Annotated in this window: 14 protein-coding genes; 10 read left to right on the forward strand and 4 right to left on the reverse strand. The window is 49.0% G+C overall.

Going from position 1 to position 17,813, the window contains the following annotated elements; genetic code table 11:
• Nucleotides 1-699: 699 nt before the first annotated feature.
• The 3 genes from MNQ98_RS03370 to MNQ98_RS03380 all read left to right on the forward strand — a co-directional run bounded on the left by MNQ98_RS03370 (nt 700) and on the right by MNQ98_RS03380 (nt 3,134).
• Nucleotides 700-1,941, forward strand: coding sequence for an MFS transporter (locus MNQ98_RS03370; RefSeq protein WP_241931914.1), 1,242 nt, complete (start codon nt 700-702; stop codon nt 1,939-1,941).
• Nucleotides 1,942-2,033: 92 nt separating this feature from the next.
• Complete coding sequence (locus MNQ98_RS03375; RefSeq protein WP_241931915.1) at nt 2,034-2,696, forward strand: NAD(P)H-binding protein; 663 nt, start codon at nt 2,034-2,036, stop codon at nt 2,694-2,696.
• 57 nt (nt 2,697-2,753) lie between these two features.
• Complete coding sequence (locus MNQ98_RS03380; protein WP_241931916.1) at nt 2,754-3,134, forward strand: RidA family protein; 381 nt, start codon at nt 2,754-2,756, stop codon at nt 3,132-3,134.
• Nucleotides 3,135-3,503: 369 nt separating this feature from the next.
• Here the strand turns inward: MNQ98_RS03380 and MNQ98_RS03385 are convergent, their stop codons facing one another.
• The 3 genes from MNQ98_RS03385 to MNQ98_RS03395 form a co-directional block, all read right to left on the reverse strand.
• On the reverse strand, nt 3,504-4,262 hold the full coding sequence (locus tag MNQ98_RS03385; protein ID WP_241931917.1) for a tryptophan-rich sensory protein: 759 nt from the start codon (nt 4,260-4,262) through the stop codon (nt 3,504-3,506).
• Nucleotides 4,263-4,389: 127 nt separating this feature from the next.
• Nucleotides 4,390-6,012 carry a response regulator gene (locus MNQ98_RS03390; protein ID WP_241931918.1) on the reverse strand — a complete coding sequence of 541 codons (1,623 nt, stop codon included), beginning with the start codon at nt 6,010-6,012 and terminating at the stop codon, nt 4,390-4,392.
• Nucleotides 6,013-7,788: a sensor histidine kinase gene (locus MNQ98_RS03395; RefSeq protein WP_241931919.1), complete on the reverse strand. Its 1,776-nt coding sequence runs from the start codon at nt 7,786-7,788 to the stop codon at nt 6,013-6,015.
• A gap of 148 nt (nt 7,789-7,936) precedes the next feature.
• Between MNQ98_RS03395 and MNQ98_RS03400 the strand changes: the two genes are divergently transcribed.
• The 3 genes from MNQ98_RS03400 to MNQ98_RS03410 all read left to right on the forward strand — a co-directional run bounded on the left by MNQ98_RS03400 (nt 7,937) and on the right by MNQ98_RS03410 (nt 11,076).
• On the forward strand, nt 7,937-8,818 hold the full coding sequence (locus tag MNQ98_RS03400; RefSeq protein ID WP_241931920.1) for a carbohydrate ABC transporter permease: 882 nt from the start codon (nt 7,937-7,939) through the stop codon (nt 8,816-8,818).
• On the forward strand, nt 8,818-9,654 hold the full coding sequence (locus MNQ98_RS03405; RefSeq protein ID WP_241931921.1) for a carbohydrate ABC transporter permease: 837 nt from the start codon (nt 8,818-8,820) through the stop codon (nt 9,652-9,654). Before MNQ98_RS03400 ends, MNQ98_RS03405 begins: the two co-directional genes overlap by 1 nt.
• A gap of 135 nt (nt 9,655-9,789) precedes the next feature.
• Nucleotides 9,790-11,076: an ABC transporter substrate-binding protein gene (locus MNQ98_RS03410; protein ID WP_241931922.1), complete on the forward strand. Its 1,287-nt coding sequence runs from the start codon at nt 9,790-9,792 to the stop codon at nt 11,074-11,076.
• Between the two features lie 254 nt (nt 11,077-11,330).
• Here the strand turns inward: MNQ98_RS03410 and MNQ98_RS03415 are convergent, their stop codons facing one another.
• The gene (locus tag MNQ98_RS03415; protein WP_241931923.1) at nt 11,331-11,540 is read right to left on the reverse strand and encodes a PLDc N-terminal domain-containing protein; all 210 of its coding nucleotides are present in this window, start codon (nt 11,538-11,540) and stop codon (nt 11,331-11,333) included.
• Nucleotides 11,541-11,727: 187 nt separating this feature from the next.
• On the opposite strand from MNQ98_RS03415, the gene MNQ98_RS03420 reads away from it, so the two are divergent.
• The 4 genes from MNQ98_RS03420 (at nt 11,728) to MNQ98_RS03435 (ending at nt 17,810) form a co-directional block, all read left to right on the forward strand.
• Nucleotides 11,728-14,832 (forward strand): DEAD/DEAH box helicase, encoded by a 3,105-nt coding sequence (locus MNQ98_RS03420; protein WP_241931924.1) that lies wholly within the window; start codon nt 11,728-11,730, stop codon nt 14,830-14,832.
• Between the two features lie 67 nt (nt 14,833-14,899).
• Nucleotides 14,900-15,619, forward strand: coding sequence for a hypothetical protein (locus MNQ98_RS03425; protein ID WP_241931925.1), 720 nt, complete (start codon nt 14,900-14,902; stop codon nt 15,617-15,619).
• A gap of 188 nt (nt 15,620-15,807) precedes the next feature.
• The gene (locus tag MNQ98_RS03430) at nt 15,808-16,650 is read left to right on the forward strand and encodes a M15 family metallopeptidase (RefSeq protein ID WP_241931926.1); all 843 of its coding nucleotides are present in this window, start codon (nt 15,808-15,810) and stop codon (nt 16,648-16,650) included.
• Nucleotides 16,651-17,024: 374 nt separating this feature from the next.
• Nucleotides 17,025-17,810 (forward strand): zinc ribbon domain-containing protein, encoded by a 786-nt coding sequence (locus MNQ98_RS03435; RefSeq protein WP_241931927.1) that lies wholly within the window; start codon nt 17,025-17,027, stop codon nt 17,808-17,810.
• Nucleotides 17,811-17,813 lie beyond the last annotated feature (3 nt).

A 17,813-nucleotide genomic window follows, 5' to 3' on the forward strand; every position in this document is an offset into this window, starting at 1 on the left:
TTCAAAATTTGGTGAAAAATATGATATTAAAATGTTGAAACATTTTAACAACGAAAGGTATTGCCGGAATACGACGTTAGCCGACACTTTATTCCGTCGAAATGATATAAATATGTGGCTTTTTACCCGGTAAAAGCTTGGAAAGGTAAGTCGCAATGACTACCATTCGATGGAATCTTAGCATAAGTAGAAGGAGTTTTATGTGAAAATAATCACTAATTATTTAAAACTTGATTTTTTATATAAAATTTTATTTTTCTTCTGTTGTTTCGTGTCGAAAACTATAGTTCCCGCATAGGTAAAGGATTAGATCCGGGATCACCGGGTAATCGGAAAGTATATAGCGAGGAGTGATTGAGCATGGACAACAACATATTTAAAAGTAAATGGAATCAGCTGTGACTCTAGCAGGAGGAGTCCATATTAATGAAGCAACGATGGCCGGGCAGGAATTGGGCTCTCGATCACCCGTGATTTAGCCCATTTTTTTGATGGAAACGTAGAGGTCGTAAGCAGTAAGGGCTTGGCAGCAACTTCTCAATATACTTGCCTTTATATCGTACTTGAAGTAACGTCACAATTATTTTTTCAGCCGTATTGACAGGGGGTAATCCGGGTGTAGAATGGGGTCAAAGAGAGAGTTTAATCAGCCATTATAAGTCACCAAAGGAGTGTATCCCCATCAAGGCTGTAAGAGTTATGCACAAGCCGCATCGGCAGGTTTCCCCTCAGCGCAGACACTTGCTCACGGCAACCTGGGAAGGTGTCCCGGCCGTTATTTACCAGACGCTGCTTGGAGGTCCGTTTTTGACAGGTTATCTGTTATATTTGGGTGCCGAATCTAGTGAAGTGGGATTTGTGCTTGCTGTCACCACATTTTTTAACGTTTTTCAGATTTTGACAGCTTTTTTGATTCAACGTCTGCAGTATAGGAAGAAAGCCATGATTGTGTCTACCTTCCTGAACCGGATATTGTGGGGTGCAACGGGAGTTATACCGTTCGTGTTTGACGAGAAATGGTGGATTCCTTCGTTCCTGGTACTGTACATGGGTGCTTTTCTTGCCGGTACCGTATCAGGCATAATCTGGACCTCAGTCATCAGTGACATGGTTCCCTCCAAGGTTCGAGGCCGTTATTTTGGCATTCGGAATACGATCTTGAACGCATTGGGCGCGGTAATGCTGTTTATCGGCGGTATGATTCTGGACCGTTATCCCGGAGGCACAGGCTTTCTGATCTTGTTTATTATTGCATGGATTGCGATTGCAGCGAACCTATCACTGTTTTTCCTGTATCCGGACCCACCGTTTGAACGTTCCAAGGAAACAAAGTTTTGGCCGATGGTGAAAAAACCGCTCTCGGATCAGCCATTCATTAAATCCACTTTGTTTCTCGGAGGCTGGCTGTTTCTTCAAACGCTGGTAGTGCCTCTGTATTCTTACGCGATGCTGGATGTGCTGCATATCTCGTATTCTGTTGTATCAATTATGACAGTGGCTCAGACGGCCATTATGATGATGGGCTTTTATGTCTGGGGTAATTTGAACGCCCGTTTTAGCAACCGCAGACTGCTATTCTGGACGCTTCCGCTTATCGCCTTTTCCTGCCTGTCATGGGGCTTGCTGGCTGTTCTGCCGGTTATTCCGGTCCTTCTGCTGTCCCATATGCTGTTAGGCGCTGGTGTTGGGGGCTTTAACCAGTTGGCGTTCAACTTTATGATCGGGGATACACCGAAGAGTGAGCGGCCGATGTTTATTGCGATGTATTCGGCAATTACCGGGTTAGCCTCATTTTTGGGCCCTATGATCGGAGGCCAGGTGTTCAAAATGATGAAGGACGCACCGGTTTGGATTCAGCAGTACGGATTTCAGGCATTCGTTGGCGTTATTATGCTGCTGACCACTTTGACACTTGGACGAAAAGTGCTTCGTGCGACATAAATTCGACGACATACATTCGTACCACATATAAGAATATAAGTAATAACGAAGAACCCATATCAATTAATAATCGTGAAAAAGGGGGAGCTTCCATGGGGATGACGTCACTCGTTATGGGAGCCACGGGACTGGTAGGACGTCATGTGACGGAGGAGCTGCTGAGTCGTGAAGGTATTGACGAGGTGCGGCTCCTTGTCAGACGTCCGCCAGATATTGTCCATCCCAAACTGACCGTGATACAGACGGATTGGGACAAGCTGGAGCAGTATGAAGACGCGTTTACTGGAGTTCACAGCGTATTCAGCTGTCTGGGAACAACGATCAAAAAAGCTGGCTCGCGAAAACAGTTCCGAAAGGTGGATCTCGAATATGTCCTTGCCGGCGCCAAGCTGGCCAAGGGGGCACAGGTTGGTCAATTTCTGGCCGTAAGCAGCGTTGGTGCTGATCCGAAAGCCAGAACCTTTTACAGCCGAGTTAAGGGAGAAATGGAAGAAGAGCTGTGCAGACTTCGGTTTCAGGGGCTTCATCTCTTCCGTCCATCACTGCTGCTAGGCAACCGGGATGAGAGTCGCTTGGGTGAGGGAGTTGCTTCTGTGCTGATGACAAAGCTGGATTTTGCCTTTAAGGGACGACTCGCTCCGTATCGTGCAGTGCCAGCTGTCAAAGTCGCCAAGTCTATGGTTAATATTTCCATGACCGATACAAGAGGAAATCATGTATATCCTAACGAAGTTATCCATGTTCTGGGTGAATAATAACCCAGTAACTATTACAGTATAGGACCTATATAGTCTAAAGAGAGGGGAATACATATGACGAAAAATATTCTATCCACCACAAAGGCTCCTGGAGCCATTGGACCCTACAGCCAGGGTGTAGAAATCGGAGGGTTTGTGTATACTTCCGGCCAACTCGGGTTAAACCCGGAGACAGGACAATTTGGCGAAGGAGTTGCTGAACAGACTCGGTACTCCCTCAGTAATGTACAGGCGATTCTGGAAGCCGCAGGCACAACGCTTGATCAGGTCGTTAAGACGACGGTTTTCTTGAAAGACATGAATGATTTTGCCGCGATGAATGAGGTATACGGAAGCTTTTTTGCAGAGCCGTATCCAGCGCGTAGTGCGGTAGAGGTAGCCCGTCTTCCGAAGGACGGACTTGTAGAAATCGAGGTCATTGCAGTTAAGAAATAAGAACAGTCAGCCGAAAAAAAGCTGTCCTGCTCCAGGATCCCGTAAGGGTCCAAAGAGCGGGGCAGCTTTTTTGATACCTGTCAACAACGGTACCAGTTCATCAAAATTAGAGCTGATGATTAAGAAGTTGCATGGGATGCTACCATGATCAAGCTTGATGAGATAAGTAATGTTGTATGTTATACAACATTAGACGAGCGGAATGCCCGAACCTACTGATATTGTTGTAGATTTTACAACAATCCCTTCTGGATAGAGGTGGAAAAATGATTATCTATCCTTATTGTTGTATTACATGCAACAATCCGTCCCTTGGCGCTATATCACGAAATATGGTTGCACTTTATACAACAGTCACTAATTCCAAGGTTAATCCCGTTCTCTATTTCGGGCAAAGAAGAGCCATATCGCGTAAATGAACAGAATGGCAGCCAGAATAAATGAAGAGAGCAAAATCTTATCCACGTCCTTATGCTCGATAGAAATCGCCAAATAAGCCCAGACGAACACCAGCGGAAGAATGCTGTCGCGGTAATGACGGCTGATCAGTATAGCTAGGACAGCTCCAATACACAGAAGGGCAATGCTCCAGCCGAGCTCGGTTAATCCGAAAGGGGACCAGCCGTTTTTATGAATGACAATTCCAACGTTGACCACAAAAGCGGCGCATATCCAGCCAAGATAGATGCTAAACGGCAGCTTTACAAATAGCGTTTCTCCGGTTGTCGGATAATGAATGCTGCGTGTTTTGCGGTATATGACCAAGGCCGACAGCACCAACAGCAGCATGATCCCCACCGACCATTCGATGTAGAGGTAATGCCACAGAAAGAGCCAAGCGATATTGAATATACAGCTGAGAATAAACCATATGCCTATATCTTCGACGGAGTCGCGTGTCCCGGTATCCCTGCGCAGCTGATAGAAAATAAACCCGGCTAAAAGTACATAGATCAAGGACCAGATCGTAAACGCGTAACCGGCAGGGGTTATGTAAATATAATACTGGTCTGAAATTTGTTTTGTTGTTTTGCCGCCGAGCGGCAGCAGATTGGAAAGGACATTAACAGTGATGACGGCAGCAAAAGCGAATACGTTCCACCAACGAAAAGGGTTGGTTCGGTACATCCTATCTCCTCCTATACAGCCTCAGATCATTGTATAAATGGATAAACTCTGCAACTCAACATTTTTATCGTTATTATTGAATATACCCATTTCATATGAAATCAAGCCTGTAACCTGATCGAGAAGCTCACTCTGATGCCCTTTCCTTCCGGTAATCATTGGGCGTTTGCCCTTCAAGCTTCTTGAACACTTTGCTGAAATATTTCTCATCCTGATATCCGACCATCTCGGCAATTTGTGCAATCCGTAGATGGGGATTTAACAGCAGCATTTTGGCTTTATCGATCCGGATGCGGCCCAGAAAATCGGACAGAGTAACGCCAAATTCCTGTCTGAATTTGCGGGATATGTATTCCCGGCTCAAAAAGAAGCGGGAGGCAATATCCTGCAACGATATTTCCTCATGGTACGAATGCTCCAAATATCGAGCGATATCATGGATGATATGGTTCTCCTTGGCATGAATCTGTGTCATAACCCTCGAAGCAGATTGGATTCGTCCCGTAATCTGCTGTCTCCAAATATCCCAAGAGAGCAGTCCTTCTTTATCCAATGGAAGTGGGGAAGGGAGGTCCTGTGAAATCTCAGCATCCTCCTCAGGCGTTTGTCCTCCGATGACTTCAGGTTCAGTCCAGTGATGCTGGAGCCAATCCCATTCCGAATTCCACCGTGTCAGATGCTCGGGAGATAAAGCCCCCCGCTGACGCACTTCGTTCAGCCATTGATCAGCTGCGGATTCAATCTGTTCTTTGCTGCCACTTAGTGCAGCCAGCCGGAATTTCTCCTCATAGGAGGCAAGTCTTAATGTTCTGGCGCCGCTGCTTTCAACACAGCAGCCGCTGTGAATACGGGAATTTCTGTCCAACAGATTGCGGCTCCACAGTGCTTGTTCGGCATCTTGATAGGCCCTCGGAAGTTCTTCAGGGAACTTCGCCCTATTTCCGGTGCCGAAATGGACGCGGCGGTGAAGCGTGGCATAAATTCCGTCATTAATCCGGCTAAGGATCGAAGAAAAAGGAACGACCGTATCCCAGCACAGAATGATGATTGTGCCCGGTTTATCCATGTGCCGGAAAGCTGCGCCTTTAAGCTTCAGCAGCTCTGCGCAAATATTAATCAGGGTAAAGGCAAGGAGATCACGCCGGTTGCGGAATTTGGCCAGCAGCTCCTTGTCGAAGTGCATATCACTGATCACGGCTACGGAGCAGGCGCTGACATGAATCGCGAGTGAATTCCGATCTCTAAGCTGTTCCACCAGCTGATATTTGTTTCCTCTACCGGTGATGAGGTCTGTCCAGAGTCGGTCCATATAAAGAGGCTTCATTTGATTCATTTCAATCTCCTGGATTGTACTCAGGCGGCGTTTTTCCTCGTCACGGTGCCACGCTGTGGCTGCCTTTTCCAGCGCCTCGTTCAAAGCGGCGGGATCCACAGGTTTGAGGATATAATCCATACCCCCATAGCGGATCGTATGGCGAACATATTCAAAGTCGTCATAACCACTGATGACGAGTACTTTAACATCAGGCATATCGGTATACAGCCAGGTCAACAGTTCAGCACCGTTCTTCCGTGGCATACGCATATCGGTCATGACAATCTGGGGCGAATGCTCACGGATTAATTCCACAGCTTCTTCACCGTCAGCGGCTTGGAGTATTTCTGTGATACCGTGTTTTTTCCAATCCGCTAACAGTTGAATGGCTTCCCTGACATGCTTTTCATCATCAACAATTATTGCTTTCATCATTTATTTCACTCCCCATGCGTTGATTTCCAAAGTGACTGCAACGCCGTGCGGCTCCACATTCTCGATGGAGAGCAGTGCGGAATTGTCGGAATACAGATTGAGTCTCATCAGCACGTTGTTCAGTCCTATAGAATAGCCGTTATCTATTTCCTCATGTCCGGCGGCATGTTGGAGCAGCTTCTGGAGCTTTAACAGCTCGTCTGTATCGATAGAAGTTCCTGTGTTTTCTATCCTGATGAATAATCGATGTTCTTTAGTAACCTTCGCAGATACCGACAGGCGTCCGGTATCCGAACGGTTGTCCATGCCATGCTTGAAATAATTTTCAACGATAGGCTGCAGGATCATCTTGGGAACGGGAGCGTTCAGGGTATCCGGATCAATATCCCATACGACTTCGAGCTGGTCACCAAATCTCTCCTTTTGCAGTTCAAGGTATAACTCAAGGTGGTTCAGTTCATCTCTCAGTGTAACCATGGCCTCACTGTTGCGCATGTTATACCTCATGATGTTGGCGAGAGAAGAGAGCAGCGAATAGATTCGCGGAACGTTATTTTGAAGGGCCAATGTGCCGATCGATTGCAAGGAATTGTACAAAAAATGAGGATCGATCTGAGCTTGAAGCGCCTTGAGTTGGTTCGTTTTATTGGCGAGCTCGAGTCTGTATTCCTTAAGAATCAGGTTGTTGATGGTATCCATCATCTGACGGAAACGGCGGGCCAATGCACCAATCTCATCAGGTCTCTTCACATCAATCTCGACATCCAGTCGGCCGGTCTGTACCTGATTCATATAGCTTGCAAGTTGTTTAATTGGTTGTGTAATACGTATTGAAATCCACAGTGTCCCGAAAATGACGGTTAGGAGTGCCAGCAAGGCAATGATCAGATTGATACTCGTCAGCTCCGTTGAATTTTTGTACAAGGATTGGTGCGGAATTTGCTTAACCAACGTCCAGGGAGCAAAGGTCACATCCAGTTTTTCATAAATGCTCATCGCGTTGCTGCCGTCAAAATGCCCGCTTTCTTTGTCTGAAATCTCATCCATTAAAGCTTGATCTTTTAACGTTGTCCCAATCTCATCGGGATTTCCGCTATATATCACAAGGCCTGTATCATCAATCAAGTAGAATTGTTCCTCTCCTGCAGCATAGAGCTGCTCACAGATCTCCGTTACACTGTCCAGTTTCACATCGATAGCCATCAAGGCTAGCTGTTTGCTAGACGGTATATTGGTAATCGAACGATAGAACGTAAATACCGGAAGACTAGCGAGATCAGCTGGCCGGTAAGAAAAGCCGTAACTGTGGCTCATATGAACAGGCTCAATAGCGGTGTCGCCATGATCGAACTGCTCCAGGCGACGGAACGGCTCTGTGCGGAACTCCCGGCGGGGAACACCGCTCGTAATTTGAGTCGATTGGCCGGAGAGATTGTTGTGCATGTAAATCTGGTGAATATCCGAATTCGTGTTTAAGATGGATTGGAGCGTGGTATACAATTCCGCTACCACCCGGTAGTTGTCTGGACTCAGTGCCAGATTGAGAAGAAAGTGATTGTCGGAGTATATGGACAGGGAAGCCCGGTTGATGTTGTTCAAATAGTTGGTCAGGTTTGTTTTTCCTTGATAAATCAACCGCACATTCTCATTCACTGTCTGTTCCTTGACAGACTCCCGGGTGTGCATCCATGTGATCATTAGCGACAGAAGCAGTGGAATGGTTGTTATGGCGAGCATGAACTGAATAAGACGGGTACGGATACTGCGGACTTTCATAGGGTCACCTCAGACTTTCATGTAGGACAAATGATCAGGTCAATATTTTACTCCTATCGGTTCATGATCCTCTGTGTTTATAGTCTTTCTGTTATCGCATAATTGCATTACATACTACAAAAACGAAAAAGAAAAGGGGGAGATCAGGATGAAGCGGAAAAAAGCATCAGGTTGGATTCAACAGCTCATTTTCGTGGGACCCTCCACATTTTTTTTCATCCTTATCATGATCATTCCATTCCTGCTCGGTTTATATTACTCTTTTACGAATTGGAACGGGGTATCCGAACAGGTTGAGTGGGTCGGATTCGACAACTTTATTACGATTTTTACGAATGATCCGAAGTTCCGCGACGCTTTCTGGTTTACAACCCGATTTACTGTGCTGGGTGTTATCTTTACGAACTTGCTTGGGTTTTTCCTGGCATACTTGCTTACGAAGCCTTTGAAGACACGTAATGTGCTCCGGACCATCTTTTTTATGCCGAACGTGATCGGCGGTTTGCTTCTAGGTTTCATCTGGCAGTTCATATTTGTGAAAGGGTTTGCAGCTATCGGCAATATGACCGACAATCCCTTCTTCACACTCCCATGGCTTGGTACAAAGGGAACGGCTTTCTGGGCGATTGTCATTGTGTTCGTGTGGCAGACAGCCGGTTACCTTATGGTTATCTACATTTCATCGCTCAACAACGTGCCGAAGGATATTTTGGAAGCGGCCGAGATCGACGGCGCAAGCCGCGGACAAGTGCTCCGGTCTATCATTCTACCGCTCGTTATGCCAGCTGTCACGGTTTGTTTGTTCCTGGCTATTTCCTGGTCCTTCAAAATGTTTGACCTGAACTTGTCCCTGACGAAGGGTGGACCGTTCGGTTCCACCGAATCGGTTGCTATGAATATTTACAATGAAGCCTTTACGAACAATCGTCTTGGGCTTGGTACTGCCAAAGCAGTTATCTTCTTCTTGGTAGTAGCCATTATTACAAGTTTGCAGGTTCGATTCACGAAAAGCAAGGAGGTCGAAGCCTGATGGACGCGATCAAAAAATACCGTACGGGCACCTTATTTACTGAAATCATGATGATTCTGATCGGTTTGATCTTTCTGGTTCCGTTCTACTTCCTGTTCGTGAACTCGGTTAAATCGTTCGGCGAGCTGCTCACGGATTCTGCAGGGTTGCCGACGGTTTTTGAATGGACCAACTATTCTCGAGCCTGGACCATTACGAAATTCCCGTCTGCGCTCTGGAACTCGCTCGTTGTTACGGTTGTCAGCAATTTGCTTCTTGCTCTATTCAGCGCCATGACAGCCTATCAGATGGTACGCCGCGATACCGGGTTTAACCGGCTGCTCTTCGCGATGTTTGTAGCGGCGATGGTTATTCCTTTCCAATCCATTATGATTCCACTAGTGAAAGTGACGTCAACGATTGGGCTCAGCAACAGCTTGTATGGACTCATTATATGTTATCTTGGATTTGGTGTACCGCTGAGTGTGTTCCTGTTCCATGGCTTTACAAAATCGATTCCACTCGAAATCGAAGAAGCGGCAACAGTGGATGGGTCAAGTCCTTACGGGGTGTTCTTCCGGGTTGTATTCCCGCTTATGAAGCCGATGTTTGTGACGGTTATCATTCTGAACACGCTCTGGATCTGGAATGACTATCTGCTTCCATCCCTGATCCTGACATCCGCCGAGCTGCGGACCATTCCGATTGCAACCTTTGCTTTCTTTGGGCAGTATACGAAACAATGGGATCTGGCCCTACCGGCCCTTGTGCTCGGAATTACGCCAGTCATCATATTTTTCCTTGCAATGCAGAAATATATCATTGAAGGAATCACTGCAGGTGCGGTTAAAGGGTAACTTCAGGACTGGTCAATTCCATCCCCCTTTTATATCAATATCGTACCTGATGTTATAAAAAAGGTTCATTATACTAAGAAAGTAAGCGTTATCATTATTCTTCAATTGAGTAAACACAAAAGGGAGGATTCATCAATGAAGAAATACAGTAAGCTCGCGCTAGTGATGGTATTGGCATTTTCAACTCTTCTGGCGGGCTGCGGCGGTGCCAAGGAAGATAACAAAGAGGCTGATAGTGGCCAAGGCGGAACCAAGACGCTGAAAATTTTCCAATTTAAAGTGGAAATTGCTGAAGCAATGAACAAAATGAAGGAAGAATACGAGAAAGAGCATCCAGGCATCAAGCTGGACATTCAGACCGTCGGTGGCGGTTCGGACTACGGCGCTGCATTGAAAGCAAAATTTGCCTCCGGCGATCAGCCTGACGTCTTTAATGTCGCCGGCTACAGAGATCTGGATACCTGGTTTGAGAAGCTTGAAGATTTATCGGACCAGCCATGGGTAAGTGACGTTGTGGATGTTGCGAAGGAGCCTATGACGAAGGACGGCAAGCTTTATGGTCAGCCAATGGCAATCGAAGGTTATGGATTTATTTATAACAAAGACCTGTTTGCCAAGGCAGGGATAACAGAGCTTCCTAAAACGTTGACCGAGTTGGAAGCAGCAGCTCAGAAGCTTCAAGCAGCCGGAATTACACCGTTTGTGAACGGATATCAGGAAACATGGATTTTGGCCAATCACCTGCTTAACATCGGGTTTGCCCATCAGAAGGACCCAAATGCATTTGTTACAGGTCTGAACGAAGGCAAAGAGAAAATGGTCAGCAATGCAGTGCTTGACGAGTGGACTAAACTGTTTGATTTGACATTGAAATATGGACAGAAGAACCCGCTGACAACCGACTATAATACCGAAATTACGACATTTGCAAGTGGTGAAGCTGCTATGACGCAAAACGGTAACTGGACACAGGTTCAGATTGACGGCATCAACCCGGAATTGAATATCGGTTTCCTGCCGATGCCAATTAACGACAATGCAGAGCAGAACGATAAACTCCCAATCGGCGTACCTAACAACTGGGTTGTCAACAAAGACTCTAAGATGAAGGATGAAGCAAAAGAATTCTTGAACTGGCTTGTAACTTCTGAGACAGGTAAGAAATATATCGCAGAAGACTTTAAATTCATTCCGGCTTTCAAATCCATTGAAGCGAATACGGAGCTGCTTGGCGATCTGGGAAGCGATGTTATGAAATACAGCCAGGAAGGTAAAGCACTTTCTTGGGAATTCAACAAATTCCCTGATGGCGGTATGAACGAATTCGGTAGCCAAATGCAGGGGTATGTCGCAGGCAATGTGGACAAAACTCAATTGTTCGAGGCATTGGAGCAGTCCTGGGCTAGTCTGAAAACGAAGTAAAAGGTAAGAAAAAGTTTACGCAATTAGCGTAACAGCGTATGTAAATGCGGGTATCCCGCATATGTTAAAAGAGGTGTCCAGCTTGCCATAACGGCAGTGGACACCTTTTTTTAAGAGATAAGAAAGTGTGACTTTGGGAGTCAAGTGCATCCTTATCTCGCAAGAAAAGCTACCGTTAAATGCGGCCTGTCTTCTCAGAGGTACTTCGATACACGTTTTTTTATGCGGTGAATGACTGTTGAAGGTTCATTCTGTTAATAATCACGTATCAGGAGATACACAATGATGCCGACGACGGGAAAGAACAAGAGGCCCAGAACCACGAGCAGGGCATATTCAGAACTTCTGCCTCTGCGTCTGGCGTCACGGAAGCCCCAGACACAGATGGCGATATGAAGGATGAAGAACAAAAAGGGAATAAGTAACGCGAATATCCCAAAAACACCCAAAAAACCGACAGCCATGCAAACCAACCTCCCCGAACACGTTATAATAAATAGTTACGGTAGAAAAACTAAAAAGTGTCAAATAAATGAAAAGATAATGAATATGTAGGATGTCTCATGAACAGGATATCGTTTTGAAATTAGTCCGCTATCGTTTAAGATAAGAATAATATCTGTAAAGCAGGAAAAAAGACAGGAGACAACCATGAATCAACCGCTGTATGGCGTATGGCTAGGAGACGCTTTCTTTTGTTTTTCCGGTGAAGTATCGGAACCCAAAGTGGATGCATGGAGCAGGGTCATGAGAAAGGTGCAGCTTGATGACGGAATCCGTCCATTTGCACATGCCTCGCTCCGGCTGGCAGAAATGAGATACCCTGTTCAATCGGCAGTGGTGAAAAATGTGCGGCGTACGGAACGCAAGACACTGGGAGGGCGAACGATGGAAGGTTTGGCCCTGACCCCGGGAGATGCTTTCACGATGCTGCTGTCACTAGATACCGGGCTTTATCAGAGCAAGGGTCTTATACTGGGAGAAGAAATGGAATACTGGTCAACGGCAGCCAGGTTTGCGCTGGAGCTGCAGCTTCGCGGCCGGATTGCGCCGGGAACCGCCGAGGTTCCTTCGGCCGGACGGCGAAGGAGCGCCACCATGCATATGGTCAAAGCGGTGTGGAAGCCTCAGCTTACAGGAGAAGACGCGGAGCGATTTTTGCAACTGGCAGCTAATATACCGCCGTTATGTATGGGCGTCCCTGCGGCACTGGCAGGAAGTGAACCGGCGACTCGGGAAGAAGCGGGGGCTGTTGTCCTCTATTCGTTCCTCTGTTCAATTATCGATGCCGAGGCCAGGGAAGCTGTGCGGGGCATTGAAGGGAAACTTTCTTCTTACTTGCGGGATTACCGCCGAGGACGTTCACCGCTGACAGAGCTGTGGTGGAACAGTTTACTTACCGTAAGCCGTGAACTTGCTGTGCAGGGAGCTGCGGAGGAAGTCTATGATCTAACCCGTGAAGTCGAGTTTGCTGGACACACAGTCCTCCCCTATACAGAGGGTGAAGATCTGCCTCCGGAGAATGGAAATATTCGGCTTGGCCTCCGACTGGAACCACCGCTTGAGGAGGGGCAGAAGGATTGGCGTTTATCCGTATGGGCCGGAGGCCGGGAGGATGAAGGATTGTGGCTGCCGGCGCACAGTATATGGAGCTGCAGAGAGAAGGATCTTCTGGTCCGCGGACGTATATATACATCGATTCAGGAACAGCTGCTTCTAACGATTGGGGGCGCGGCTGATCAATCTGCTGAGCTGGCAGAAGGTTTGAGGGGACCTGCTCCGGAAGGTGTGGTTCTGCCGCTGGAGAAGCTCTCATCTTTCATGAGGGAATCTGTGCCAAGGCTAACACGTACCGGTGTGACGGTTCAAATGCCATCCAAGTGGAGCCGGGAAGGGAGACGCCGGGTTGGTTTGTCGCTAAAAATGATGCAGGATACGTCTCCAAACGGCGGCGTAGACAACCACTTGCCTATTCTCGGCATGGAGCATCTTGTATCATTTGAGGTATCGGCTGCCGTTGGTGGACAGCAGCTTTCCCGGGAAGAGCTAGCGGCATTGGCGGAGGCCAATATGCCATATGTACAGTTCCGGGGCGAGTGGATTGAGGTGGATCTGAAGGAGATCAATCAGGTGCTACGCTTCATGAAGCGGCATGAACAGGGTGAAATGGAGCTGTCCGAATGGATGCATCTTACGGCCGAAATGGACGGAGAGCGCATGTGGAAGGGGCTCTTTATTGAAGAAGTGGAGACGACGGGGCTATTGTCGGCACTGCTGGACGGGGAAGGGGAGCGCAGGCTTCCTAGCCGCCAGATTCCGTCTTCCCTTCACGGTCAGCTGAGACCCTATCAGGAGCGAGGTTACCAGTGGCTGAGTGTTATGCGTGATCTGGGCTTTGGTGTTTGTCTCGCTGATGACATGGGTCTAGGTAAGACGATTCAGGTCATTACATGTTTGTTAGACCAGAGAAGAGAAGCGCATAGCGGTCCTGTTCTAATCGTCTGTCCAACCTCATTGCTTGGAAACTGGCAGAGGGAACTGCAGCGCTTCGCGCCCGATCTTTCCCTTTATATCCATCATGGTGTCCACCGGCTGAGGGGCGAGTCGTTTCAGCAAGAAGCACTCCAATATGATATCGTGTTAACCACGTATCACCTGGCTGGACGCGATGGCGGGGATTTATCGTCTGTTAGCTGGTCCAGCGTTGTGCTGGATGAAGCTCAATATATTAAAAATTATCGAACCAAACAGGCGCAAAGCGTAATGAAGCTATCTGCACCACACCGGATCGCCATGACGGGTACCCCGGTGGAGAATCGGCTGGGAGAGTTATGGTCAATCTTCCACTTCTTGAATCCGGGCTATCTGGGTTCGTTTAATGCCTTCCGCCAGCGTTACGCCCTTGGAGAAGGTCAGGAGGAAAGACTTCATGAGCTGCATCGGCTGGTGTCGCCGTTCATGCTTCGCCGACTCAAGAGCGATCCGGACATCCGTAAGGATCTGCCGGAGAAGCTGGAGATCAAATCTTACTGTCCATTGACAGAGGTTCAGGGGGCTATGTATCAGGCTATCGTGGATGAAATGTTGGGACAGATCGAGAATCGTACGGGCATGGCGCGTAAGGGGTTAGTGCTGTCCTCCCTGACCAAGCTGAAGCAGATTTGTGACCATCCGCAGCTGCTGCGGGGAGAAGACGGTCGTTCACCGAAGATGGAGTCCTCGGGTAAAATGCAGCGGCTGCTCGAAATTCTCGACAGTATAGCAGATGTGGAGGAATCGGCACTCATCTTTACACAGTATGTTGGCATGGGTGAGCTGTTGGTGAAGTTCTTGACCAAGCGCTATGGCAAAGAGCCTGCGTTCCTGCATGGCGGAGTACCTAAAAAAGAACGGGATGATATGGTTCGTGCTTTTCAGGAAGGCGAAAGCGCAAGCTTCTTCGTACTCTCCTTGAAAGCGGGTGGAGTCGGTCTGAACCTGACGCGTGCGAATCATGTGCTTCATTATGACCGCTGGTGGAATCCGGCGGTGGAGAACCAGGCAACAGACCGGGTGTTCCGGATCGGTCAGCATAAGAACGTTCAGGTTCATAAGCTGATCAGCCAGGGAACGCTTGAAGAGCGGATCGATGAGTTGATTGAGCAGAAAAAGGCTCTGTCCGAGCAGGTGGTTGGATCGGGTGAGACGTGGCTGACAGAAATGTCCGATGGAGAGCTGCGTCAGCTCATCGAGCTGCAGGGACAGGACTGGATGTGATGTGCAGGGCTTTCGTTATTGAGTAACTGCACGAGATACGACTGCAGAAGGGATGGTGAGCGCCGCGATGGTGATGCCGGAAGAACAGGAAAAGATAACGCTGGAGTTTACGCCGGGGCTGCTGTGCGGAACGATATCCAGCGACAAGGCAGCAAGGGTCAGCATCCCGGTTCAAATGCTTGAGCCCGCCGCCAAGGACGGCGTGCTGCACCGCCTAATCGGCGACCCACAGGCGCTGTACCGCCTGCTGCAGAGCCGTCCAGCCCCATGGCTGGACGAATGGGCCCCTTCATCCGTACCGGATGAAGGATCGGCCGCGCGCTGCACCTGCGGGCGCACAGCCTGCGAACATGCCGCAGCCGTGCTGGAAGCCGCACGGGCGCGGCTTGCGGCGGAGCCGCTCCAGCGGCTGGCGCTGCTGGGCCTGCCGCGGGAAGCGCTGCTGGCCGGCGTCTTCGGCGCCTGGGCCGAGGCAGCCCCGCCTGCGGCGCGCGGCTCCGCCGAAGACGCGGCCGCCCGGCAGAAGGAGAAGGCCCTATCGGGTCCTTCTCCGGGCGAGTGGCTGGCCGAGGCTGCGGCCGAGGGCCGGCTGCATCGCCCCGGGCCGCTGCTGCAGGAGGTGGAGGTACGGCTTGCGCCGCCTCCCCCACCGGGTCAGCTCGGACCGGCCGGGGATTGGGCCGGTCTGCTGCCGCAGGTGCGCGGCGCATCGAAGGCACTGGGGCTTGTGGTCCGCGAGGCGGCCAACAAAGCCGAGCGCCGGCGCCGCGGTCTGAAGAGCAAGTAGACGCGAATGCAGTCGAATCGCGATTGTTTAGATACCGCGTGAAACGCCGAAAAAACGACTTGTTTGCCGCAACTTCGGCTCTAATGCCGGGAAACTGTCATTTTCTGTCGTTTCTGGATTTGTCCCTCCCAAATGGATAGGGTACAATGGACATCTAGGAGACAGAGGATGAAAGGAAGAGGCGGACAATGAGCAAAGATAGAGGGAAAAGAATACGGCAGATAAGCCTGATGCTGTCTTCTCTAATGCTTGCCGGAGTAATGCTGGCCGGCTGTCAATCCGAAGGATCCGGTGAGAAGCAGGAACAAGACCTGAAAGCGCAGGCCGGCGGACAGCAGGAAGGTACACTGCCGGATAACGGTGGACAAGCTGACCCGGTAATGACGAAACGCAGCGAGAATTCTCTGCAAGCTACAGCACGTGAGGAGAACGGGAAGCAGGTCGTGACGAACGAAGATTCGGTTACGGTAATTGTCAACAAGGAGCGCAGCTTGCCGGATGGTTATGAGCCGAGTGATCTGGTGGAACCGAATGTGCCATTTTCTTTCGATGAACCGCATGAAAAGCGGAATATGAGAAAAGAAGCGGCAGAGGCGCTGGAGAAGCTATTCGCAGCGGCTGATGCCGAGGGTATCGAGCTTAGAGCCGTATCCGGATACCGTTCCTTTGCGCGGCAAAAGTCGGTATATGAGAGCCATGTGGCTACCAAGGGTGAAGAGGAAGCGTCCCGTATCAGTGCGGTTCCGGGCACGAGTGAGCATCAGACGGGACTTACCATTGATGTGTCTAGCCCAAGCGCAGGCAATGCGCTGGAGCAATCCTTTGGACAGACGAAGGAAGGCATATGGCTGGCGGAGAACGCACCGGAGTACGGTTTTATTATTCGCTATCTGGAAGGCCAAGAAGGAATCACCGGATATGTGTATGAGCCTTGGCATATTCGTTACGTCGGGGAAGACCTTGCTCCTGATATTGCCGAGAGCGGTTTGACACTTGAGGAATACTTTGACGAAACCAATATCAAGTTGTAAGCATACAGCATGAATAGCACAAAACCCGAAGCCGAAAGCGGCTCCGGGTTTTGTTTCGTGTTCCGGATTGCCCCGGAGTTTCATTTACCTTATGTATACACGGTCCAGGGGCGGTAAATCAGAGACTGATGAATGGTAAATGCTACCTTTTTCCATCAGGCTAGTAAATTTGGTATGATAGAGTCACCTTCCAGGTTAGAAGAGAATGGGAAGGTCCTGCATGGAAGTAACTGCAATAACATAGGATGTTGAGTAAACATTCGGTACAGCCGGTTTTCGGCTGACTAAAATCATTAAAACAAAGAAGGAACGATTCGCGAAAATAAACCGGATAACCGGAACAACTCGCATGCGGAAATGAGGAGGAGATACGGATGAATATTTTGCAAAGGCTGAAAGACGGGGCAAACAAAGCGACCGAGAAAGCCCAGCATGTTGTTGAAATCAACAAACTGAACAGCCAAATTTCTGACATTGAGCACAGAAAATCTTCTTATTATATGGAAATGGGAAAAGTGTTCTATGAGGGCTACCGCTCCCAGGATATGTCCATTGCCGAGAAGGAAATGGTAGATTTGGCTAAGTCGTGCGACAGTCTGCAAGAGCAGATCGACGAACTGCGCAACCGGATTGCAATTTTGAAAAATGAACGGCTTTGCCAATGTGGCCGTACCGTCGCCCTCGACGCGAACTTCTGTCCATATTGCGGTAGCAAGCTGGGGGATCTGACGGCGAAGACAGAGCAATGGAGCGAGCCGAAGGAAAAGGAGACACAGCCGGAGCGTAAAGTGCTGTATTCCGAAGAGATTACGGTTACGGAAGAGGACATGGGGCCTTATATTTACCGTCCGGAGCCTGAGAGTGTTACGGTGGAAGCTGAAGAGCAGCAGCCCGTATTTGATGAGGAAGATGAGGAACTCTGCCGAATTGAGGATGAGGTGCGCGAGAAGGAGCGTCGTCATCTGGAAGAACTGGAGCGTGAGCGTGAACGTCAGTTAGAACTGGACCGGCGCATCCGTTTCTGGCAGGAGAACAATCAGAGCCAGGAGAATTTGCCTAAAGATGGGGAGTTACGGGATACGGTGAAATGCCAGATCTGCAGTACAGACCTGCCGAAGGGCTCCAAATGGTGCCCGCGGTGCGGTGCTGAACAAATTTAGCAG

Source organism: Paenibacillus sp. N3/727 (genome assembly GCF_022637315.1).
GTDB classification, from domain to species: Bacteria; Bacillota; Bacilli; order Paenibacillales; family Paenibacillaceae; genus Paenibacillus_AQ; species Paenibacillus_AQ uliginis.